At 40.2% G+C, this 21,200-nt stretch carries 18 protein-coding genes, 3 pseudogenes and 1 other annotated feature; of the genes and pseudogenes, 11 read left to right on the forward strand and 10 right to left on the reverse strand.

Annotated elements, in window-relative coordinates; genetic code table 11:
- Both F967_RS14490 and F967_RS04580 read right to left on the reverse strand, forming a co-directional pair.
- Positions 1–1,154: pseudogene (locus tag F967_RS14490) on the reverse strand (multicopper oxidase domain-containing protein); the annotation flags it as partial.
- A gap of 117 nt (positions 1,155–1,271) precedes the next feature.
- A complete protein-coding gene (locus F967_RS04580) occupies positions 1,272–1,586 on the reverse strand; it encodes a hypothetical protein (protein ID WP_004798464.1) in 315 nt (104 codons plus the stop codon).
- Between the two features lie 148 nt (positions 1,587–1,734).
- Between F967_RS04580 and F967_RS04585 the strand changes: the two genes are divergently transcribed.
- On the forward strand, positions 1,735–2,415 hold the full coding sequence (locus F967_RS04585; protein ID WP_004679347.1) for a heavy metal response regulator transcription factor: 681 nt from the start codon (positions 1,735–1,737) through the stop codon (positions 2,413–2,415).
- On the forward strand, positions 2,408–3,799 hold the full coding sequence (locus F967_RS04590) for a heavy metal sensor histidine kinase (protein ID WP_004798467.1): 1,392 nt from the start codon (positions 2,408–2,410) through the stop codon (positions 3,797–3,799). Before F967_RS04585 ends, F967_RS04590 begins: the two co-directional genes overlap by 8 nt.
- 48 nt (positions 3,800–3,847) lie before the next feature.
- Here the strand turns inward: F967_RS04590 and F967_RS04595 are convergent, their stop codons facing one another.
- The 5 genes from F967_RS04595 to F967_RS04615 are packed head-to-tail and all read right to left on the reverse strand — an operon-like array spanning position 3,848 to position 8,892.
- The gene (locus F967_RS04595) at positions 3,848–5,131 is read right to left on the reverse strand and encodes an MgtC/SapB family protein (protein ID WP_004798469.1); all 1,284 of its coding nucleotides are present in this window, start codon (positions 5,129–5,131) and stop codon (positions 3,848–3,850) included.
- Positions 5,128–7,503: a heavy metal translocating P-type ATPase gene (locus F967_RS04600; RefSeq protein ID WP_004798471.1), complete on the reverse strand. Its 2,376-nt coding sequence runs from the start codon at positions 7,501–7,503 to the stop codon at positions 5,128–5,130. The genes F967_RS04595 and F967_RS04600 overlap by 4 nt, the downstream gene beginning before the upstream one ends.
- 11 nt (positions 7,504–7,514) lie before the next feature.
- Positions 7,515–8,165: a methyltransferase family protein gene (locus F967_RS04605; protein WP_004679355.1), complete on the reverse strand. Its 651-nt coding sequence runs from the start codon at positions 8,163–8,165 to the stop codon at positions 7,515–7,517.
- Positions 8,162–8,434 (reverse strand): DUF2933 domain-containing protein, encoded by a 273-nt coding sequence (locus F967_RS04610; protein ID WP_004798474.1) that lies wholly within the window; start codon positions 8,432–8,434, stop codon positions 8,162–8,164. The genes F967_RS04605 and F967_RS04610 overlap by 4 nt, the downstream gene beginning before the upstream one ends.
- Positions 8,435–8,460: 26 nt before the next feature.
- Positions 8,461–8,892 (reverse strand): hypothetical protein, encoded by a 432-nt coding sequence (locus F967_RS04615; protein WP_004798476.1) that lies wholly within the window; start codon positions 8,890–8,892, stop codon positions 8,461–8,463.
- Between the two features lie 290 nt (positions 8,893–9,182).
- Here F967_RS04615 and F967_RS04620 point away from each other — a divergent pair, with 290 nt between their 5' ends.
- The 4 genes from F967_RS04620 to F967_RS04635 all read left to right on the forward strand — a co-directional run bounded on the left by F967_RS04620 (position 9,183) and on the right by F967_RS04635 (position 13,821).
- Complete coding sequence (locus F967_RS04620; RefSeq protein WP_004681441.1) at positions 9,183–9,563, forward strand: copper resistance CopC family protein; 381 nt, start codon at positions 9,183–9,185, stop codon at positions 9,561–9,563.
- Positions 9,564–9,627: 64 nt separating this feature from the next.
- Positions 9,628–10,509 carry a copper resistance D family protein gene (locus tag F967_RS04625; protein ID WP_004755889.1) on the forward strand — a complete coding sequence of 294 codons (882 nt, stop codon included), beginning with the start codon at positions 9,628–9,630 and terminating at the stop codon, positions 10,507–10,509.
- Positions 10,510–10,972: 463 nt separating this feature from the next.
- Positions 10,973–11,167, forward strand: coding sequence for a heavy-metal-associated domain-containing protein (locus F967_RS04630; RefSeq protein ID WP_004798479.1), 195 nt, complete (start codon positions 10,973–10,975; stop codon positions 11,165–11,167).
- A 176-nt stretch (positions 11,168–11,343) separates the two neighbouring features.
- Entirely contained in the window at positions 11,344–13,821 is a 2,478-nt protein-coding gene (locus F967_RS04635) for a heavy metal translocating P-type ATPase (RefSeq protein ID WP_004681438.1), read from the forward strand.
- A gap of 455 nt (positions 13,822–14,276) precedes the next feature.
- Here F967_RS04635 and F967_RS04640 read toward each other — a convergent pair.
- Positions 14,277–14,447, reverse strand: a pseudogene (locus tag F967_RS04640) (IS6 family transposase); the annotation flags it as partial.
- A 93-nt stretch (positions 14,448–14,540) separates the two neighbouring features.
- Positions 14,541–14,933 carry a Cd(II)/Pb(II)-responsive transcriptional regulator gene (gene cadR, locus F967_RS04645; protein ID WP_004681436.1) on the reverse strand — a complete coding sequence of 131 codons (393 nt, stop codon included), beginning with the start codon at positions 14,931–14,933 and terminating at the stop codon, positions 14,541–14,543.
- 89 nt (positions 14,934–15,022) lie between these two features.
- Between cadR and F967_RS04650 the strand changes: the two genes are divergently transcribed.
- The 5 genes and pseudogenes from F967_RS04650 (at position 15,023) to epmA (ending at position 20,469) form a co-directional block, all read left to right on the forward strand.
- Entirely contained in the window at positions 15,023–16,303 is a 1,281-nt protein-coding gene (locus tag F967_RS04650) for a cation efflux transmembrane domain-containing protein (RefSeq protein WP_004755884.1), read from the forward strand.
- An 85-nt stretch (positions 16,304–16,388) separates the two neighbouring features.
- A complete protein-coding gene (locus tag F967_RS04655; protein ID WP_004798482.1) occupies positions 16,389–17,039 on the forward strand; it encodes an IS6 family transposase in 651 nt (216 codons plus the stop codon).
- A gap of 47 nt (positions 17,040–17,086) precedes the next feature.
- Positions 17,087–18,306 (forward strand): annotated as a pseudogene (locus tag F967_RS04665) (IS3 family transposase).
- Positions 17,362–17,478 (forward strand) — a sequence feature (AL1L pseudoknot). (Overlaps the previous pseudogene by 117 nt.)
- Before the next feature lie 115 nt (positions 18,307–18,421).
- Positions 18,422–19,489: a 4-phosphoerythronate dehydrogenase gene (locus tag F967_RS04670; protein ID WP_004798486.1), complete on the forward strand. Its 1,068-nt coding sequence runs from the start codon at positions 18,422–18,424 to the stop codon at positions 19,487–19,489.
- Positions 19,459–20,469 carry an EF-P lysine aminoacylase EpmA gene (gene epmA, locus F967_RS04675; RefSeq protein WP_171063071.1) on the forward strand — a complete coding sequence of 337 codons (1,011 nt, stop codon included), beginning with the start codon at positions 19,459–19,461 and terminating at the stop codon, positions 20,467–20,469. The genes F967_RS04670 and epmA overlap by 31 nt, the downstream gene beginning before the upstream one ends.
- A gap of 93 nt (positions 20,470–20,562) precedes the next feature.
- Here the strand turns inward: epmA and F967_RS04680 are convergent, their stop codons facing one another.
- Positions 20,563–21,180, reverse strand: a complete 618-nt coding sequence (locus tag F967_RS04680; protein WP_004681425.1) for a rhomboid family intramembrane serine protease — start codon at positions 21,178–21,180, stop codon at positions 20,563–20,565.
- Positions 21,181–21,200 lie beyond the last annotated feature (20 nt).

Below are 21,200 nucleotides of genomic sequence, written 5' to 3' on the forward strand. Positions count from 1 at the left end.
GAAGACATATCATGATCCATACCTTTCATAGAAGACATATCGTGATTCATGCCTTTCATAGAAGACATATCATGATTCATTCCCATATCTTCCATAGTCAATAAAGAACGAGGACGAGGCTTAGGCATCTCAATTTGTTTTACAGGTGAGGTATTTTCATCATGTAAGGTTCCAACCGAAAATCCAGTACGATCAATAGATTCAGCTTCGATTTGATAATGGGCTTGTTTCGGTTCAACAATGACATCATAAGTTTCAGCAGTACCTATACGGAACTCATCTACAGGAACAGGTTTTACAGGTTGACCATCGGCACTTACCACTGTCATTTTTAAATTTGGAATTCGTACATCAAAAAATGACATAGCGGAAGCATTAATAAAACGAAGGCGAACTTTTTCACCAGCTTTGAAGTTACCCGTCCAATTTTGCTGAGGTGTCTTGCCATTCATTAAAAATGTATAACCAGTCACATCGGACATATCTGTTTTCAGCATTCGCATCTGATTCCACATAGAACGGTCTTGCCAAGTCGCTTTTAGCCCATCACGTTTAACTTGTTTTAATACATCGAATACTGTTTCGCGGCGGTTCTGATAGTAGTCTGCTTCTTTTTTAATATTCTTCATAATTTGATCACTTGTCGAATTATGAAAATCAGAAAGCAAAACCACGTAATCTTTATCGGTTTTTTCAGCAGCTGTTAGTGGAGTTTTATCTTTAGGATAAATAACAAAAGCACCATATAAACCGTCTTGTTCTTGTCCTTTACTATGTGAATGATACCAATAAGTACCATTTTGGCGGACTTTAAACTTATATTCATAAGTTTTATTAGGGGCAATGCCATTAAATTTGTTAAATCCAGGTACACCATCCATAATTCCAGGTAATAATAAGCCATGCCAATGGATTGAAGAGTCCTGATTTTTTAACTTATTGTGAACACGAATAACGGCATCATCTCCCTCTTCAAATTCAAGAAGAGGGGCAACGAATTTACCATTAACGGTAATTCTCTTTAGCGGTTTTCCTGTAATATTTACAGTCTGTTCCGCGATCGTTAAATCATATTCTTTAACTGCCGCCATTACCCAAGTTGATGAAAATAAACCAACTCCAATTAAGAGTATATGACTTAACTTTTTTGACATTCTATCTCACCTTTAGATTTTTTGACATTCTATCTCACCTTTAGAAAGGTCAAGGTTGAAGTAATAAAGCAAATATTTAGTATAAACTTTAATACTTCTTTCTCGCTATTTATAAAATTATTTATTGCTACTAGGCATATTCATTTTTGAATGATCCATTTTCGAATGGTCCATATTCATCATGGAATGATCCATTTTCGACATATCAGAGGAATTTGCCGCTTGCTGTTGGCTAGGTTCTTGCTGAACCTTATTATCCTTGTTCATCTTACAAGGTTTAGAACACGGCTCTTGTGCTTTTTTTGCAGTTGTCACAGCATTAGATTTCGAATTTGATAGATCTTTTGCATCATTTGCCCAAGATTGAGTACCAGCAATTAAAGTTCCAGCACACATTAAAATTGTTAGACTACGACGCACTACAGTTTTCATAAGTTTCTCTAAAAGTTAATTTCTTGCTACTACAATAAAGTGAAGCACTGAACATCTAAGTGACTTGAAAATGACATTTTTGTAATCTATCTCGATCAGATGTTTTATAACGTTATTATAGTTTTAATGAATAACTTAGGATTCGGAAATGAGAATACTATTAGTTGAAGATGAACAAAAAACTGGTGATTATCTCAAGCAAGGTTTATCCGAAGCTGGCTATATTACGGACTGGGTTACAGATGGGTTAACGGGTAAACATCAAGCTCTTTCTGAAGAGTATGACTTAATTATTTTAGACGTGATGTTACCTGGACTAAATGGTTGGAATATTATCAATGATATTCGTAGCAGCGGTAAAACAATGCCCATTCTTTTTCTTACCGCCCGAGATCAAATCGAAGATCGAGTAAAAGGATTAGAGCTAGGCGCTGATGATTATTTAGTTAAGCCTTTTGCTTTTGCAGAGCTTCTAGCTCGAATAAAAACGCTCCTTAGACGAGGGCAACAAAGAGAAGATAATAATATTATTAAGATTGCTGATTTAGAACTTGATTTGAGAAAACGTCGGGTAACACGAGCAGGTCAACGCATTGATTTAACGGCTAAAGAATTTGCTCTTATGGAGCTTTTTATGCGTAGAAGAGGTGAAATTCTACCAAGAGCACTTATTGCATCTCAAATTTGGGATATGAACTTTGATAGTGATACAAATGTAGTTGAAGTCGCTATTAAACGATTAAGAAATAAAGTAGATAGTAATTTTACCCCTAAGTTAATTCAAAATATTAGAGGAATGGGGTATGTACTAGAGGTAGAAGATGAATAATAAATTATTCAAATCTATCAGTTTTCGTATTGGTATTATTTTCTCATTATCGACTATATGCATTCTCATTATGATGGGGTTTTTCATCCATAAATTAGTGATGCATCATTTTGAAACGCAAGATCGTACCCAATTAGAAGGTAAAATCCAGCTTATTCAGAATCTTCTCCAACAGCATCCTAAAAATTCTCCAGAACTTAATCTTTATTTAAGAGATGCGTTAGTTGGACACCATGATCTTATGGTCCAAATAGAACGACCGACAGGTAAAGTTTTATTTAGTTCAGCATCCTCAATCATTAATACTCAAAATTTAATCAAGTCAGCAAATAATTCATGGATTAAATGGCAAGTTCAAAATAAGACCTATCGTGGCATGATCTACACTACAGGTATAAATAGAAATTCTGAAATACAATCTGTACGCATTATTGTTGGGATCGATACATCAGAACATCTACATTTTCTAAAAGATTTTAAGCGTCAACTTTTGTATATTGGTTTGGCTGGTACAATTTGTTTAATGTTTTTAGGTTGGTTTGCAACCTGGAGAGGTTTAAGACCAGTGCAAAAAATGGCTAAGGTCGCAGAAGGCATTTCTGCCCAACATCTTTCAGAACGTTTAGAAGTTGAGCACACACCAACAGAACTAAAATCATTAGCAATTGCCTTCAATGATATGCTCGACAGACTAGAATCAGCTTTAGAAAGGCTTTCCGATTTTTCATCTGATTTAGCGCATGAAATTAGAACACCGATTAATAACTTAATGACTCAAACTCAAGTATGTCTTGCCCGTAAACGAGATACCAGTACCTATCAAGAAGTACTATTTTCTAATTTAGAAGAATTAGAACGTTTGGCTCGAATGGTATCCGATATGCTTTTCTTGGCAAAAGCAGAACATGGCCTAAAATTACAGAACTTACAGGATATTGACCTGGTTAAAGAAGTTACAGCTTTATTTGATTTCTATGATGCGCTAGCTGCCGAAAAAAATATGACGCTTCAACAAACAGGATCTGGAAATGTCAAAGGTGATCCTGCTATGTTACGTCGAGCACTCAGCAATCTATTATCTAATGCAGTTAAATATGGAAATAAGAATTCTACAATACGCATAAAACTTCAACAGAATTTAGATAACACAATATTTTCAATTGAAAATGAAGGCCCTGAAATCTCTCCTGAACAACTATCCAGGTTATTTGATCGATTTTATCGAACAGATGCATCTAGACAAAGAACAGAAGAAGGAACCGGCTTAGGGCTTGCCATAACAAAATCTATTCTTGATATGCTTGGGGCAACCATCCAGGCTGAATCCCTCAATGGTCGAATCATTTTTACTATTGTTTTTCAAAGTGAATACATGCAAGGGTAATCGATTTAACTCATTTTTTGAGCATCTATCATTTACCCCGAGTTGAGCTTACGTAAAGTTCAAGCTCAGGCCCAGAGTTATTCCAGCACCTATCATGGCAATTGTGTAGCCAATTATGATGGCTCTGCCAAACTGTGCACCACCCGTCATCCATGCAATTGTCGCTTTGCTTAACATGTTGCTCAGTGTGGCCAGCCCTAGCGCGACAGCAGCCACATTTGTTGTTAAGCCTTCAGTACTATGCAGGCGGGCAAGTGAGACTAAAATAGCATCTACGTCTGCTAGCCCAGAAATAGTCGATAATACGAAGATGCCGCTGGTGCCCAACCATTGTTTTGCTGCCGGGACCAAGACTGCCATGACAGCCAGGAAAGCAGCGAAGCTGAATGCTGTCCCAAGATCAAAAGGAGCCATTGCTTCTATTGTTCGATCGTTGTTTTCAGCGCTGGTAATTTGGCGTTGTCTCCACAATGCCATACCCAGCAGAAGGATTCCCGCAATCATCATTGCACCACCAAAAGTGCTTAGCAATGCTGGCTCAATGACGCCTATCAGCACAACCATACGAAAAAACATGATGCCACAGGCAGCCAATGTTCCAGAAATAGCAGCACTGACCATGACGGGGTGCTGGCGTGTATAGCGTGCCAGTGCAACAGTTGCAGCTGTAGAAGATGCCAAACCACCCAATAGACCTGTCCAGAATATGCCTCTTTCTGAACCGGTAAGCCGCATGGCAAAATGACCTGCCAGAGAGAGTCCGGCAATCAGGATCACTGCCCACCATAACTGGTAAGGATTTAATGCAGCAAAAGGTCCCATACCCGTATTGGGTAAGTAAGGTAATATAACGACAGAAAGTACCAGTAACTGTAGAGATGCGGTTAATTCACGATGTTCGATCAAGCGTAACCAACCATGTAAGGTTGGCTTGAGATCCAAAAATACAGCCACGATGACAGCCGCTGTTAATGCTAAAGTAACATTACCATGGGATGCATATGCACCTAGAACTAATGTCAACAGCATCGCGATCGTCGTGGTAGCGCTTAAATTACCGGAAATTTTTGCGGTACGAGCATAGGACACTGTTAGTAATAAGGAAAGCCCTAATACGGCCGCAACTAGCGGCCAAGCTCCGAAGTTTGGTTGTAAATGACCGAGCACTCCTCCGAGCAATCCTGTCAATGTGAAGGTACGTAGACCTGCTACTCGGCTGCCCTCGGGCAATTCACGATCGTGCCATCCTCGTTCTAAACCAATGAGCAGGCCGATGGCGAGTGCTGCAACCAGCCCTGATACATCTGGTGGAAGAAAGGAACTCTCTATCATAACTTTTTATTTCGCAGGCGAAGGGCATTGGTGATGACTGAAGCTGAACTCAAACTCATAGCCAAGGCGGCAATCATCGGTGACAACAACCAACCGGTAAATGGATATAGTACGCCAGCCGCGATAGGGATACCCAAAGCATTGTAAAGGAAAGCAAACATGAGGTTCTGTTTCATGTTGCCGACAGTAGCTTCCGAAAGTGAACGGGCAACAGCAATCCCTCGTAAATCTCCCTTGATCAGCGTAACTTGGGCACTATTCATTGCAACATCAGTCCCGGTGCCCATAGCGATACCGACATCAGCTTTAGCCAAGGCTGGTGCATCATTGATGCCATCACCAGCCATTGCCACGATGCGACCTTGCTTCTGCAATTTGCTGACCAGTTCTAGTTTATCTGCGGGTTTGACTTCGCCATGTACCTCATCAATGCCTAGACGTGCTGCGACTGAACGGGCAGTGGTGAGACCATCTCCTGTTGCCATCACGATACGTAGACCCGCTTCCTTCAGGGTGGCAAGTGCTTCTGGGGTACTTTTTTTGATGGGATCGGATACTGCAAGCAGACCGGCCAATTCACCATTGATGGCTAGATGCATCACACTTGCACCTTCCGAACGCAGCTCTTCGGCTTGCGGAATCAGAGATTGTACCGAGATACCCAATTGCTCCATCAGTGCTGTGTTGCCCAAAGCTAACTGACGATCGCCCACTTGACCTCGAACACCAATCCCTGAGCCCGATTCAAAATTATCTGGTGTTTCAAGAGACAGGCCACGTTCGTGTGCTGCGTTTACAATCGCTTCGGCTAGCGGGTGTTCACTGCCTTGATCAAGACTGGCGGCTAAACGTAATACTTCAGATTCGTCAAAACCTGATGCGGCAACTACACGATCGAATACAGGGCGTCCTTCGGTCAACGTACCTGTTTTATCGATGATTAGTGTGTCAATCTTGCGTAGATTCTCAATGGCTGCTGCATCACGGAACAACACACCATGAGTGGCACCTTGACCCGTCGCAACCATGATAGACATTGGAGTTGCCAAGCCTAGTGCACAAGGACAGGCAATAATGAGTACTGCCACAGCATTGATTAATGCATAAACCCAGCTTGATTCTTCTGGGCCGAATAGTCCCCATCCAAAGAAGGTAAGCAAGGCAATGGTCACTACAGCCATGACGAACCAACCTGCTACCTGATCAGCCATACGTTGCATTGGTGCTCTCGAGCGTTGAGCTTGTGCCACCATCTGTACGATCTGGGACAACATGGTACTTGAACCAATTTTCTCTGAACGCATGATCAATGAACCATTGGTATTCAGGGTAGCGCCAATGACTTTATCGCCGACACGTTTAGTGATTGGTAAAGGTTCGCCTGTCAGCATTGATTCATCTACTGAACTACTTCCTTCAGTGACTACACCATCCACAGGCACTTTTTCACCTGGGCGAATTCTGAGTAAATCTCCTACATGGACATGCGTTAGAGGAACATCTTCTTCAGTTCCATCAGGCAGGATTCGGCGAGCTGTTTTAGGAGCGAGCCCAAGGAGTGACTTAATTGCAGCAGAAGTTTGCGAACGTGCTTTTAACTCCAATATTTGTCCCAGTAGGGTCAATGAAATGATGACCGCTGAAGCTTCAAAGTAAACAGCGACACGACCCATGGAGATAAATGAGTCTGGAAAGATTTGTGGTGCAATGGTCGCAACCACACTGTAAATAAAAGCAGCCCCTGTACCTAGACCGATCAGGGTCCACATGTTTGGGCTGCGATTCACAACCGATTGCCAACCACGGGAAAAAAATGGCCAACCTGCCCACAGTACAATCGGCAGTGACAACACTAATTCAATCCAGCTCTGAACTGCCATGTCGAATAGGTTCAGTTGATGGCCAAACATTGCCAAAAAAGTCACGACTATGGTGAGTGGCAGTGTCCACCAGAAGCGTCGACGGAAATCACGTAACTCAGGATTCTCATCTTCCTCTAACTCGGGAATGAGTGGTTCCAGTGTCATTCCGCATTTAGGACAGTTTCCAGGATGATCTTGCCTGATTTCTGGATGCATTGGGCAAGTATAGATGGTCGTGCCTGTTGTGCTTGCCGCATTAACGGGTTGAACAGCCTGATGATGCTGTGTGTGTGCATCGGCATTCATAGTTCCAGATTTAGTGATGTATTGCACAGGGTTAGTATGAAACTTGGATTGACATTTATCACTGCAAAAAAAGTAAGTTTTCCCCTTAAATTCCTCATGGTATTTCGATTCTTCAGTGACGGTCATACCACAGACTGGGTCTTTCAGTACGTCTGTTGTAGCCTGTGCCATATGGTCCTGGTTATGATTTTTTTGATCTGACATAAATAATTCTCTTATGGAAAAGTGGTTTTATGGCCGAATTTTGGAATAAATCTCGGAGTCTGTTGAGCATAGCTGTCATAGACAGCGCCAAACTGTTTACTCATTTCAGCCTCTTCCTTAATTGCCAAGCGGCTGTACATTAAGAGTAGGATTGGAAACATAATCAGTGTCAGTAAAGTTGGCCATTGCAATAAAAAACCCAGCAAGATCATCACAAAAGCCACGTATTGTGGGTGACGTATACGTGCATAAGGGCCTGTGATCGCTAAAGAATGCTGACGTTGCGCGTTGTACAGCACGTGCCATGCTTTTGATAGTAAATAGAAACCATAGCCCAAAAAAATATAACTCGCGATGTGCAGAATGCCAAAATGTGGATCACCCTTTTCACCCAGTAGCGTTGACCATAAGTGACCTGAGTTATGCGACAGCAAATCAAGTTCAGGAAAGCGAGTTTGTAGCCAGCCTGACAACAGATAAATTGTTAAAGGGAAACCATACATCTCGACAAACAATGCAATGATGAAAGCAGAGAAAGCGCCAAAAGTACGCCAATCTCGCGCTGTGGCGGGTTTAAAAAAACTGAAGGCAAACATAATGAAAATTGCCGAATTTATGATGACGAGCCACCACAGACCATAGGCCGATTCCGCATGATTCATGAGGGGTCTCCTGGTTCGCGTGATTTTTTATTATCTGATGTGTCTGGATTTTTCTGTTGATGATGGTGATGTCCATGACCACCATGCATAAAAATATGCATGAGTGGGCATGCTAAAAGGAGTAAAAAGGGTAAAACACCAACGACATGGGCCAAATGCTCGGTTAAGAGAAAATAGGCTGCCACACCACCAATCACGAATAGGCCGATGGCATAACGTGTAGACCAAAAGTTAGGTACTGAATTATGTTCTTGGTGTTGGTGATTCATGGTGCTTTCCCCTAATTCATGGGTAATTATTTAGTTGCTGACGGAGGCATACAGTCCATCATCATCTGCATCATGGATTGCATCATGTCCATACGTTTTTCCATCATCTGCTGACGGTCAGCCATATTTGCATTCATGCTTTGGCTGCCCATCTGTTTCATCATGCTCATACCTCCTTGCATGAGTTTCATGTGCTCAGCCATAAGTTTTTGACGTTCTTGAGGGTTTTTTGCAGCCATCATCTTCTCATGCATGGCTTGCATCGCCTTCATGTGTTGATCCATTGCAGCCATTTTATCTGTAGCAGTGGTGCTGGTAACTGTTTGCTTAATTGTTACTGCAGATGGTGCTGTTTTTTCAGGGTGGTGATCTTTGTGTTCATCGGATTGCTGTGCAAATGTATTCAATGACGCGGCTGCGATACATAAGCCCAAAAAAATGTTTTTGAATTTCATCATAATTTTTTCCTTTAAATAATTTGGAAGTAAAAGCTATGTTTTAGTACTGAACAGAGACTAGGAATTTGACTACTAAACTGATGATTTTTTGGTTATTCTCTGTTTCTCTTAAAAATTTTAGCACTATTAATTAATTATTTTTAAAAATGACAAAAATGTAATTTTGAAGTCATCGCTCTGTTTCTGTCTCTCACTAATAATTGAAATATAAGAGGAGATGATGTGGTCTCATTAAATATAGATTTTATAAAGTCATCTCTAATGAACTAACGAATCAAGAGGAAACGTAAATGAAATTATTTCAAAATAAAATGACTGCTCTACGTAATGTTGTAGTAGCTGCAACGATGATTGTGGCTACTACAACTACGTTCGCTCATGTGAGTTTAGTGAGTGCGATTCCTGCGGAAAATGCATCTATCCTTAGTCAACCAAAGAACTTGACCCTTAACTTTGGTGCAGAGGTTATGTTGATGAATATTAAGTTACTGGATGCTCAGCGAAGAGATGTTCCTTTAAAATATAAAGTTACTCATGACTTAAAGAAATCCTTTGATGTCGCTCTTCCGAAACTGAAAAAAGGTAAATATACCGTTGTCTGGACAACAATGGGGAAAGATGGTCACAACATGAATGGTGAATATAGTTTCACTATCAAATCAACTAAATAAGAATTGATTACCTTTCAACATGTCAGTGAGGTGCTGGCATGTTGTTCTAGAATGGACAAAAATAATGATTTCTGAATATTGGATGTGGGCCACTTGGTTAACTAAGGTTATTTTATATTTAAGTTTAGCTTTTGTCGTTGGTGGAGCCTTTTGCTATTTTTTACTTAGACAATATCTTGAACTAAAAGAATCGATTCTTAAATATATTACAATTGGCGCTGGATTAGGCCTAATTTCCAGTACCTTGGGATTTTTTATTCTGATTGGTAGTTTTGCCAATACTGGTATTACAGGGATGGTGGACCCCACGTATATTAATATATTGGTTAATACTCCGACGGGGTATATATACGTTCTTCGTTCTATTAGTTTTGCTCTTTTACTTCTTCTCATGGTGGTTAAAGTTAACAGGAACAAAGGTCAGTTTTCTATAATTGAAAGTTCAATATTTTGTATTTTACTTATCCCGATTATTTTTAGTTTTTCCCAGCTCGGACATGTCGCTAATTTAACCTTACTTGCTCAAATTTTATTATCAATCCATATTCTAGTTATGTCGTTATGGATGGGGTCTTTATATCCGTTATGGAAAACCAGCCGGGAAATAAGTGGTTTACCTTTAAAAGATCGCATGCATGTATTTGGACGTATTGCTGCTTTCATTGTTGGGATATTAATCGCCTGTGGCGCTAGTGTAGCTCTTCTTTTAATTAAAGATTTTAATACCTTAATCAATACTGCATATGGCTATGGTTTCATGGTTAAAATGTTTTTTGTTATAAGTATTCTACTTTTAGCTGCCTTCAACAAATGGTATTTCACCCCGCGTCTTCAACATCCTAAATTCGCTAAACACCTTAGTCATGCCATTTTATTTGAGATGTTATTAGGTCTATCAATTCTATTAACAACAGGCTATATAACCACTGTCGTGGGTATTGAATAAGAGAATTTCAAAATAAGGGAATTGAGGAAATTTAACATTACTGCATTTATCTTTTGTAGCTGAGCAATAAAGTTTCTACTGGACTGTCAACTTACGACAATCAGAACAGTAAAATCGCATCATGAGGCATTATACATAAAGGTAGTCACCGGTTTTTAGCTTCAATCCATAAGAGTCTCATCTATTCAGTTCACTACTATTGATTGAAATAACTATCTTATAAATTTCAAAGTGATCGTAGATGACAAAAATGTCATTTTTAAGTCACGTTAATGTTGGTTAAGTACTTTTACTGTAGTCATTAGAACACTCTTCTTTGGAATACTCTGAAGAAAACTGTAAGGTTGTAAACAGACCAAGTTACAGCAAGTAACTGATTCAGAGAAAGGCTGGTTGTATGGTGAAAGTTTAGAGTTACTGTTCTAATGGTTTAAACAAATATTTTGTTAAAAAGGAGCAACATATGAAATTTCACATCGCTAATATGACTTGTGGTGGTTGTGCACGAGGCATTACTACTGCAATTAAAGAGCTCGACTCGAATGCATCACTCGATATTGATTTACAAAACCGTATCGTTGAAATCAACACAACGGTGAGTCAGGATCAAGTCATTGCCACTCTCGGTGATCGTGGATTTACAGCTGAGCCTGCTTAATCTCTGTTAGAGTAAAGTGGTAATCCCTTATCACTTTACTTACTCTTGTTTTTCTCATCGTACAGATAAAACCTGTACTTGCTTGAAATAAAAGTAATCCCTGAATTCCCCCTAATCTTGGTTCGAGCTGATCTTCGCATATAGAACTCAGCATATCTAAATGATAGAGATCGTATATGAGTACCGAAATGACTGATACGCCACACTACAGTGAAACATTAGAGATTGAGGGGATGACATGTGCTTCTTGTGTAGGCCGTGTGGAAAAAGCTTTAAAATCTGTTGAGGGGGTTGAATCAGCTCACGTAAACCTGGCAACCGAAAAAGCAGTCATTTATGGACATCAACCACTTGATCGCGCTACTTTAATTAAAGTCGTAGAAAAAGCAGGCTACGAAGTGGAAGTATTGCAACCGATAGAGCTTACGATAGAGGGTATGTCATGTGCTTCTTGTGTAGGTCGAGTAGAAAAGGCTTTAAAATCTGTTGAAGGAGTTGAGTCGGCTCATGTAAATCTAGCTACCGAAAAAGCGACTATTCAGGCAAGCTCATCTGTCACTCGTGACTCGTTAATTCAGGCTGTCACCAAAGCAGGGTTTGAAGCAAAGTCAGTTCATCAAACTACGGAAAGCTTTCAAGATAAAAAGAATATTGAATTAGAAAAACTTAAAAAAGATTTAATTTTGTCAGTCTTATTGACTCTACCCGTTTTTATTTTAGAAATGGGATCACATCTTATTCCCGCTTTTCATACCTTTATGATAAATAACATTGGCCAACAAAATAGCTGGTTAATGCAATTTTTCTTGACCACAGTAGCATTAATTTTTCCAGGCCGACGCTTCTTCAAAAAGGGCATCCCAAGTTTATTCCGCTTAGCACCAGACATGAATTCCTTGGTGGCTGTAGGAACATTGGCTGCTTATCTTTATTCAGTGGTTGCTACTTTCTTTCCAAGTGTCCTGCCACAAGGCACGGTCAATGTTTATTATGAAGCTGCAGCGGTTATTATCACTTTAATTCTATTAGGTAGATTTTTTGAAGCCAAGGCAAAAGGCCGAACGTCTTTAGCAATTCAACATCTAGTTGGAATGCAGCCTAAAGTTGCCAGAATACAGCTCAATAATCAGGTGATAGAAGTTCCGATTGCCGAAGTTCAAACAGGAACGATTGTAGAGATTAGACCAGGTGAGCGTATCCCTGTCGATGGTGAAGTTATTCACGGCCAAAGTTTTATTGATGAATCCATGATTACTGGCGAGCCTATGCCCGTTGAAAAAACGATAGGCTCTACTGTGGTAGGAGGAACAATTAACCAAAGTGGCAGCTTAAATATCAAAGCCACCTCTGTTGGTAGTTCATCAGTGCTTTCTCAAATCATCCGAATGGTTGAACAGGCACAGGGTTCCAAGCTGCCTATTCAGGCATTGGTTGATAAAATTACCATGTGGTTTGTACCTGTAGTAATGGGTCTCTCTCTTTTAACTTTTATTACTTGGTTTATCTTCGGCCCTGAGCCAGCCCTAACGTTTAGCTTAGTTAATGCAGTTGCGGTACTCATTATTGCATGTCCTTGTGCAATGGGACTTGCAACGCCTACATCAATCATGGTGGGAACTGGGCGTGGTGCTGAAATGGGTGTTTTATTCCGTAAAGGGGAAGCTTTGCAGCTGCTCAAAGAAACTAAAGTGGTTGCTGTTGATAAAACAGGGACCCTGACTGAAGGGAAACCAATTTTAACCGATCTGCATGTCTTAGAAGGGTTTGAATACAATGCCGTACTTTCACTTATGGCAGCCGTTGAATCAAAGTCTGAGCATCCTATTGCTCGAGCAATTGTACAAGCCGCTATAGATAAGGAATTAATCCTGTCTCCTGTTGCTGATTTCAAGTCAGTCACGGGCTATGGAATAGAAGCAACGGTGTCTGAACATTTGGTTCATATTGGTGCAGATCGATATATGGAAAAACTAGGTTTGAATCCTAATGTTTTTTCTCAATTTTCGGATCGTTTGGGAGAAGAAGGAAAAACTCCACTCTATGTTGCGATTGACCAGAAACTTGCTGCCATTATTGCTGTAGCAGATCCAATTAAAGAATCAACATTTGCTGCAATTGAAGCGTTACATCAGTTAGGTTTAAAGGTTGCCATGATTACAGGGGATAACCGTCATACGGCTCAAGCGATTGCAAAAAAACTGGGTATTGATGAGGTTATTGCTGAAGTCTTGCCTGAAGGTAAAATAGAGGCCGTTAAAAAATTAAAAAATCAATATGGTAAACTCGCATATGTGGGAGATGGCATTAATGATGCTCCTGCACTTGCAGAAGCAGATATTGGCTTAGCGATAGGTACAGGTACAGATGTAGCGATTGAAGCTGCTGATGTGGTTTTGATGTCTGGCAACCTGAAAGGAGTGCCAAATGCTATCGCTTTAAGCAAAGCGACTATAACCAATATTCGTGAAAATTTATTTTGGGCATTTGTTTACAATGCAGCTCTGATTCCTATTGCAGCAGGTGTACTTTATCCGCAATTTGGACTGCTACTTTCTCCTGTATTTGCTGCTGGTGCAATGGCTCTCTCGTCAATATTTGTACTAGGAAATGCTTTACGATTAAAACGTTTTAAAGCCCCCCTTGCAATTATTTAACCATTTTTTATATACATTTAAAGTTTTGTTGGCTTTACTTTATATATTTGGAAATGAGATCCTTATTTTCAGTGACATATAAATCCAAAAATTGCAGTCGTGAAATATATTGAAGGCTTATACTAACAAAATTAGATTTTCATCACATGGAGTTACACAAGAAATCTTAACTAATACAGTTAAGCATTATTTAGTCTGATTAGGATAAGTATCTTAGATCATTAAATTTTATTTCTGGTTGGCAGGATTCATAATAGTTTCCTTTTTAATATATAAAAGAAGCATTGTAGTCATTACAGTATCAAGAATTTAGAATTGAAAGATATCCACGGTCCTGAAGGGGCTTTGTTGCATAAATATGTAAGCATTTGATTTAAATAAATTTAATTTTAGATCAAAAAATAATCAAAACTTTTAAAATCATATAGTTATGAAATCTTTGTGCAACAAAGCCTTTCAGGAGCATAACGTTGAACCCAACGGTAAATAGTCGTGTGATCAACATTCACACCCCGTTCGGCCAGCATTTCCTGCAGTTCACGATAGCTAATGCCATATTTACAATACCAGCGCACAGCCCAAAGAATGATTTCGCCTTGAAAATGCCGACCATGGAAAGGATTCATATGCTGCACCTTTAGCTAAAACAGTCTTCAGCTTACCATTCGTGGTTATTTGCAACAGTGCCGATTTTTTGAAAAAAGCGTAGGTCTAGATAATCAAGCTAGATTTTTTAGAACTCCACATTGGTCAATTGTACATAAGCCATCACAAGTACCTCTTAAATCAGATAATTGTTCAATAAGCTTTTGTTGCTTGATTATATTTTCTCTGATAGCACTGACATGTAAGTCAATTAATTCATTCACATCTGAACAATTTTTCTTGGGATTATCTTTATAGGTGAGTAATTGACGAATTTCATTCAAACTCATATTTAAAGTTCGGCAATTCAAAATAAACTTAATTTGCTCAACATAGCCTATATCGTAAAGGCGGTAATTTCCTTCCGTTCTTTCGGGTTCCGGAATTAAACCTTCCTTTTCATAAAACCTAATTGTTAATACTGAACATGAGGTTTTTTTAGAGAGTTCACCAATTTTTAAATGCATTGAGTTAGTATTTCCAAAGATTCTTGACTCTATAGTAACTATAGGGATTCTAATATTCAAAGTTTATAATTTTTTTAATGGGTATAATTATGAGTGGTTGTGGATGTAGTAAAGAAACACCATGCGAAGATAAGAAATCTCAACAAGAAAATCATCCATCAATTGCAGAAGCAAGCAATTCAAAGAATTGTGATAATACGCCTAGCTGTTGTGGTGAAGAGGAAGAAGAAAAATCTTCATCTCCTTGCTGTAACACTTCAAACAGTTGTGAAGATACCGCTCAATCCTGTTGTGGTTCTGATCCCAAAGAAAATTTAAGCACTGAAAACGTTTTAAAAGATTCGCACTACATGAGTGAATACTTAGTTCCCAAAATGGATTGTTCTGCGGAAGAACAGATGGTTCGTATGGCGCTATCTTCAATTGATGGTGTTCAAAAACTCATCTTTGATTTACCTAACCGTTCTTTAAAGGTTCTACATAATCAAAAAGATGAAAATATAACCACCAAACTTGAAGCTTTGGGTTTTGGTGCAAAGCTTGTGAAGACTGAAACTTATATAAGCAATCAACAGGCTAAGCAAACAAGTACCTACACCATTCCTAAAATGGATTGCTCTGCTGAAGAGCAAATGGTCCGTATGGCTCTTGCAGATATTGAAGCAGTTAAAGGTCTTACTTTTGATCTTCCCAATCGAAAACTGAAAGTCTTCCATAATGAAGGGATTCAGCAAATTACGGCTAAACTCGAAGGACTGGGTTTTGGGGCGAAACTTGATGAAACACAGCTTTCTTCAGGCGATATACCTAATGAACCTGATCCTGTGAGACAAGCTAAAGTACTTAAACTGTTATTAGGTATTAATGCTCTACTTTTCTTTATAGAATTCATCAGCGGTATTATTGCTGCGTCTACAGGATTGATTGCTGATTCTCTAGATATGTTTGCCGATGCAGCCGTTTATGGTATTGCGCTATATGCCGTCGGAAAAGCTGCGAAATATCAAATAAAAGCAGCCCATTTCGCAGGTTGGATTCAGTTATTACTTGCTGTTATCGTGATTGTTGATGTCATTAGACGATTCATGTTTGGAAGCGAGCCAGAATCAATGCTCATGATTGTTATTGGCCTGCTCGCACTTATAGCTAACGTGACATGCTTATATCTTATTTCTGGTCATCGAGAAGATGGCGCACATATGAAAGCCAGTTGGATTTTCTCGGCGAATGACGTTGTCGTAAATATGGGCGTTATATTTGCCGGTGTACTCGTGGCGTGGACGGGATCAGCTTATCCAGACTTAATCATTGGCATACTGGTTTCTTTATTCGTACTTAATGGTGCCCGAAAAATTTTGGCTTTGAAGTAAGAGTATCGAAAATGAATCTATTTGGCACTGTTGCAAATAACCACGAATGGTAAGCTGAAGAATGTTTTAGCTAAAGGTGCAGCATATGAATCCTTTCCATGGTCGGCATTTTCAGGGCGAAATCATTCTTTGGGCTGTGCGCTGGTATTGTAAATATGGCATTAGCTATCGTGAACTGCAGGAAATGCTGGCCGAACGGGGTGTGAATGTTGATCACACGACTATTTACCGTTGGGTTCAACGTTATGCTCCTGAAATAGAAAAACGTTTACGCTGGTATTGGCGTAATCCTACAGATCTGAGCTCGTGGCATATTGATGAAACCTATGTAAAAGTGAATGGACGATGGTCTTATCTGTATCGTGCAGTCGATCAACGTGGCGATACCATTGATTTTTATCTTTCTTCTAGACGTAATACCAAATCAGCATATTGTTTTCTTGGAAAAATTTTAAATAATATGAAGAAGTGGCAAATTCCACAAGTGATCAACACGGATAAAGCACCCACATATGGACGTGCTTTATCACGGTTAAAACGGGAAGGTAAATGTCCACCAGACCTTGAGCACAGGCAGATTAAGTATAAAAATAACGTGATTGAATGTGATCATGGCAAGCTAAAGCGGATCATCAGGGCCACATTAGGATTCAAATCTATGAAGACGGCTTATGCCACAATTAAAGGTATTGAGGTCATGCGTGCACTACGTAAAGGACAAGCATCGTCATTTTGAACCGTACCGGGTTTGTCGGAGACCATTTTTCTTGAGAGAATGTCCCAATGACAAAACCAAAATATACTCCTGAAATCAGAGACAGAGCGGTTCAATTATTGATTGAATCCGAAAAAGATTATCCTTCTACTTGGGCTGCAATCACAGCAATTGCACCTAAAATTGGTTGTACCCCTGAAACACTACGTTCCTGGCATCAAAAATATTTGGATCAACAAAATCCAGTTTAAGTACAGCAGCTTTCAGATCAAGAACGTATTAAACAGCTCGAACGTGAAAATAAAGAGCTGCAACGTGCCAATGAAATTCTACGCAAAGCAGCCGCTTTTTTCGCCCAGGCGGAGCTCGCCCCCCTACACAAATAATGGTGGATTTTATCCATAACAATAAAGATCGATATGGTGTTGAAGCGATTTGTAGAATTTTACCGATTGCAGCTTCGACCTATTATCGGGCTTTAGATCTCGTTGATAACCCAGAAGATCGAGCGAAACGGGATCTGCATGACCTGCATCATGCAGAGCAAATCAAACGTATTTGGAAAGAAAGTTTAGGTCGATATGGTGTGCGTAAGGTCTGGCAACAATTGAAACGTGAAGGTTATGTTATCGCACGTTGTACAGTTGCTCGATTGATGCAGAAGCTAGGTATACAAGGTGTTTGGCGTGGTAAGAATAAACAAACCACCCGTAGCCGAGATGATCAAAAACGAGCAGATGACTTAGTAAAACGCAATTTTAATGCAGATCATCCTGACCAGCTGTGGGTCGCTGACTTCACGTATATTCAAACTCATTCAGGCTGGGTCTATACCGCCTTTATTATTGATGTGTTCTCGCGAGCAATTGTTGGATGGAAAGTATCAACACGTATGAATACAGATATGGTGCTCGATGCACTGGAGCAAGCATTGCATGATCGAGGCATGCCAAAGAACGTGATTCATCATAGTGACAGAGGCGTGCAATATCTTTCCATTCGTTATACCAATCGTTTAGAAGCAGCAAATTTACGAGCATCAGTCGGTACGACCGGTGATTCATACGATAATGCTTTGGCTGAAACGGTGAATGGCTTATACAAAACAGAGGTGATTGAATATTTAAAAGCGGATTGGCAAGGTTTAGCGGATGTACAACTTGCGACACTAAACTGGGTAGATTGGTTCAATAAAGAGCGTGTACACAGTGCACTGGGTTATGTATCACCTTTTGAGTTTGAAGCAATGTACTATGATAAGATTAACCCGTTAGGTCAGGTGGCCTAACTTAAATAAAAAAGTCTCCGACAAACCCGGTACGGTTCCTTTTTTATATATATGAATTGTCAATGAACAGTACTCCAAGGATAATAAGCACAGATTAATTTATGGAAAGCACTGCATGAAAATTATCGCAGATGAAAATTTGGCATTTACCGATTATTTCTTTGCGGAATTTGCAGAAATACAGCATCAGGCAGGGCGTGCACTGACACATGCCAATGTACAGGATGCCGATGCACTTTTGGTTCGATCCGTGACAAAGGTCAACCATGATTTAATTGATCAAACTCAGATTAAATTTGTGGGTAGTGCCACCATTGGCACAGACCATCTCGATATTCCAGCTTTAGAACAACAGAATATTGCATGGAGCAATGCGGCAGGTTGTAATGCGCAGGCAGTTGCTGAATATGTCATTACAGCCTTACTGCATCTAAATATGGATTTATTGGAAAAAAATAAGGCGTTTACTTTAGCGATTGTTGGCTTGGGTAATGTTGGAAAACGGCTGGCAGTGATGGCGCAGTTATTGGGTTGGAATGTAATTGGCTATGACCCTTATGTGCAACTCGCTGGCATTGAAAATGTATCCTTTCAGGAGCTGTTAAAACAGGCTGATGCGATCTCGATTCATGTGCCTCTAACCACATCTGGTGATTATCCAACACTGCATTTATTTGATGAAGCTGCACTGGCTGAAATGAAACCTTCGGCTATTTTGATAAATAGCGCACGTGGTCCAGTGATTCAACAATCAGCACTGATGGCAGATATTGAAAAGACCAAACGTCAGGTTGTGCTGGATGTGTTTGAGTTTGAACCTGAAATTCCTCAAGAGCTTTTAGAAAGATTGGCTTTGGCAACGCCACATATCGCGGGCTATAGTCTGGAGGGTAAGGCAAGAGGCACACAGATGATCTATGAGGCCTTTTGTCATACATTTGGCTATCAACCATCAAAACATTTTGAGAGTCAGTTGCCAACTGTTGAACAATATTTCGGGCAGCAGGATTTAAAAGCCTCATTAAAGCAACATTTGATCCAGATTTATAATATTGCTGAAGATGATCAGCAGCTTCGTGCCTGTGTTCAGGCAGCTAATGTAGAGCAGAAAGCTTTTGATTTACTCCGTAAAAACTATCCTTTGCGTCGTGAATGGGCTGCACATGGAGGGCCAAAGGCGTGAGTCAAGCGACGAAAACCTATCAACCGACCTGTTCCATTGAAGCCTTAAAAGCACGTGCGGAGATGTACCAGAAAATTCGCCAGTTCTTTGCTGAGCGCAATGTGCTGGAAGTGGAAACACCTATTTTATCCCAGGCAGGTGTAACCGATGTTCATTTGGCTTCCGTACAGGTGCAGCGTCATATACATGGAAAATTAAATACTCAATATTTGCAGACCTCGCCAGAATTTCCCATGAAACGTTTGCTGGCCAGTGGCAGTGGGCCGATCTACCAAATCTGTAAAGTTTTTCGTGATGATGAGCATGGACGTAAACACAATAGTGAATTTACCATGCTGGAATGGTATCGGCCTGGACTGGACTTAAAGGCGTTGATGCATGAAACCGCAGAATTGCTGGAAATCTGTCTGATGCATCGCTTTGGTGAAATTCGTCCCATTATTCTGAGCTATAAACATGCTTTTCAGGATCGTCTGGATATTAATCCCTTGCAGGCAACACTGAAGCAACTCAAAGACACAGCTCATCGGGTTGGACTTAACCTTGATCTGGGAGATGACCGCTTGGCTTATATGGATCTGTTGTTTTCCCATTTTGTTGAGCCGAGTCTGGGCTTTGATGCGCCAGTTTTCTTAACTGATTTTCCACCTGAAATGGCATCGCTGGCAAAAGTCAAACAGGATGAGGATGGGGAACTGGTCGCAGCGCGTTTCGAGGTTTATATTGAGGGGCTTGAACTGGCCAATGCCTATGATGAACTTCTGGATGCGGATGTGCTGGCTTCCCGTTTCGAAGCGGATAATAAAGAACGTGCCAAGCAGGGATTACCTGTAATTCCAACAGATCAGCATTTACTGGCAGCCTTGCCGAATATGCCTGAATGTTCAGGGATTGCGCTAGGTATAGACCGTTTATTGATGGTGGCAATGAATCAGGTCAAGATTGATCAGGTCATCGCATTTCCAGCTGAAATTGCTTAACGATTGATGTATCAAATACTTTTATGCAATTATCTGACGAAATGAGATGTGATAGATAAAAGCCCCAAACATGGGGCCAGTCCTGAATATTTATTAAAATGGTAATTTGGTGAGCTGATTGAGAAAATGTGGAATCACCCGTGGTTCCAGCAGAATGGTGACCACCACGCCATATGCCGCTCCCCAGAGATGGGCGCTATGGTTAATATTGCTGTTACCTCGTTTACCCGACCAGATGCTGTAAGCAACATATAAAACTGCAAAGATAATGGCAGGCACAGGAATAAAAAAGACAAAAATCAGGTTCCAGGGCTGAAATAAAATATAGGCGAACAAGACCGCTGAAACCGCGCCAGAAGCCCCTAAACTTGCCCAGTGTACATCATGACGGTGCTTTAGGTAGCTGGGTAGAATAGCAAAGACCAGTCCACCCAGATAAAACAGTACAAAGCCCATATCATAAAAGAATTGGCGATAAAAGCTTTCAATAATATTGCCAAAGAAAAACAGCGTGATCATGTTGAACAGTAAATGTGCTCCATCGGCATGGATAAAACCATGGGTGATGAAACGGTCATATTGTCCACGCTGCATGGCGGGTGGCCAGAAAATCAGGCGGTTCATGACGGCCTGATTGGAAAATGCCAATAGGGAAATTGCAACGGTAATAATGATGAGTGTCACAGTGTGACTAAAGGGCAAATGTAGCATAAAGATTTTTGATTGATCAG

This window comes from Acinetobacter sp. CIP 102637 (assembly GCF_000368425.1).
GTDB lineage: Bacteria > Pseudomonadota > Gammaproteobacteria > Pseudomonadales > Moraxellaceae > Acinetobacter > Acinetobacter parvus.

Bases quoted from the DNA above. Each gene is read 5' to 3' on its own strand.
- F967_RS04580 (WP_004798464.1), bottom strand. From the start codon at position 1,586: ATGAAAACTGTAGTGCGTCGTAGTCTAACAATTTTAATGTGTGCTGGA.
- F967_RS04585 (WP_004679347.1), top strand. From the start codon at position 1,735: ATGAGAATACTATTAGTTGAAGATGAACAAAAAACTGGTGATTATCTC.
- F967_RS04590 (WP_004798467.1), top strand. From the start codon at position 2,408: ATGAATAATAAATTATTCAAATCTATCAGTTTTCGTATTGGTATTATT.
- F967_RS04595 (WP_004798469.1), bottom strand. From the start codon at position 5,131: ATGATAGAGAGTTCCTTTCTTCCACCAGATGTATCAGGGCTGGTTGCA.
- F967_RS04600 (WP_004798471.1), bottom strand. From the start codon at position 7,503: ATGTCAGATCAAAAAAATCATAACCAGGACCATATGGCACAGGCTACA.
- F967_RS04605 (WP_004679355.1), bottom strand. From the start codon at position 8,165: ATGAATCATGCGGAATCGGCCTATGGTCTGTGGTGGCTCGTCATCATA.
- F967_RS04610 (WP_004798474.1), bottom strand. From the start codon at position 8,434: ATGAATCACCAACACCAAGAACATAATTCAGTACCTAACTTTTGGTCT.
- F967_RS04615 (WP_004798476.1), bottom strand. From the start codon at position 8,892: ATGATGAAATTCAAAAACATTTTTTTGGGCTTATGTATCGCAGCCGCG.
- F967_RS04620 (WP_004681441.1), top strand. From the start codon at position 9,183: ATGAAATTATTTCAAAATAAAATGACTGCTCTACGTAATGTTGTAGTA.
- F967_RS04625 (WP_004755889.1), top strand. From the start codon at position 9,628: ATGATTTCTGAATATTGGATGTGGGCCACTTGGTTAACTAAGGTTATT.
- F967_RS04630 (WP_004798479.1), top strand. From the start codon at position 10,973: ATGAAATTTCACATCGCTAATATGACTTGTGGTGGTTGTGCACGAGGC.
- F967_RS04635 (WP_004681438.1), top strand. From the start codon at position 11,344: ATGAGTACCGAAATGACTGATACGCCACACTACAGTGAAACATTAGAG.
- cadR (WP_004681436.1), bottom strand. From the start codon at position 14,933: ATGCATTTAAAAATTGGTGAACTCTCTAAAAAAACCTCATGTTCAGTA.
- F967_RS04650 (WP_004755884.1), top strand. From the start codon at position 15,023: ATGAGTGGTTGTGGATGTAGTAAAGAAACACCATGCGAAGATAAGAAA.
- F967_RS04655 (WP_004798482.1), top strand. From the start codon at position 16,389: ATGAATCCTTTCCATGGTCGGCATTTTCAGGGCGAAATCATTCTTTGG.
- F967_RS04670 (WP_004798486.1), top strand. From the start codon at position 18,422: ATGAAAATTATCGCAGATGAAAATTTGGCATTTACCGATTATTTCTTT.
- epmA (WP_171063071.1), top strand. From the start codon at position 19,459: ATGGGCTGCACATGGAGGGCCAAAGGCGTGAGTCAAGCGACGAAAACC.
- F967_RS04680 (WP_004681425.1), bottom strand. From the start codon at position 21,180: ATGCTACATTTGCCCTTTAGTCACACTGTGACACTCATCATTATTACC.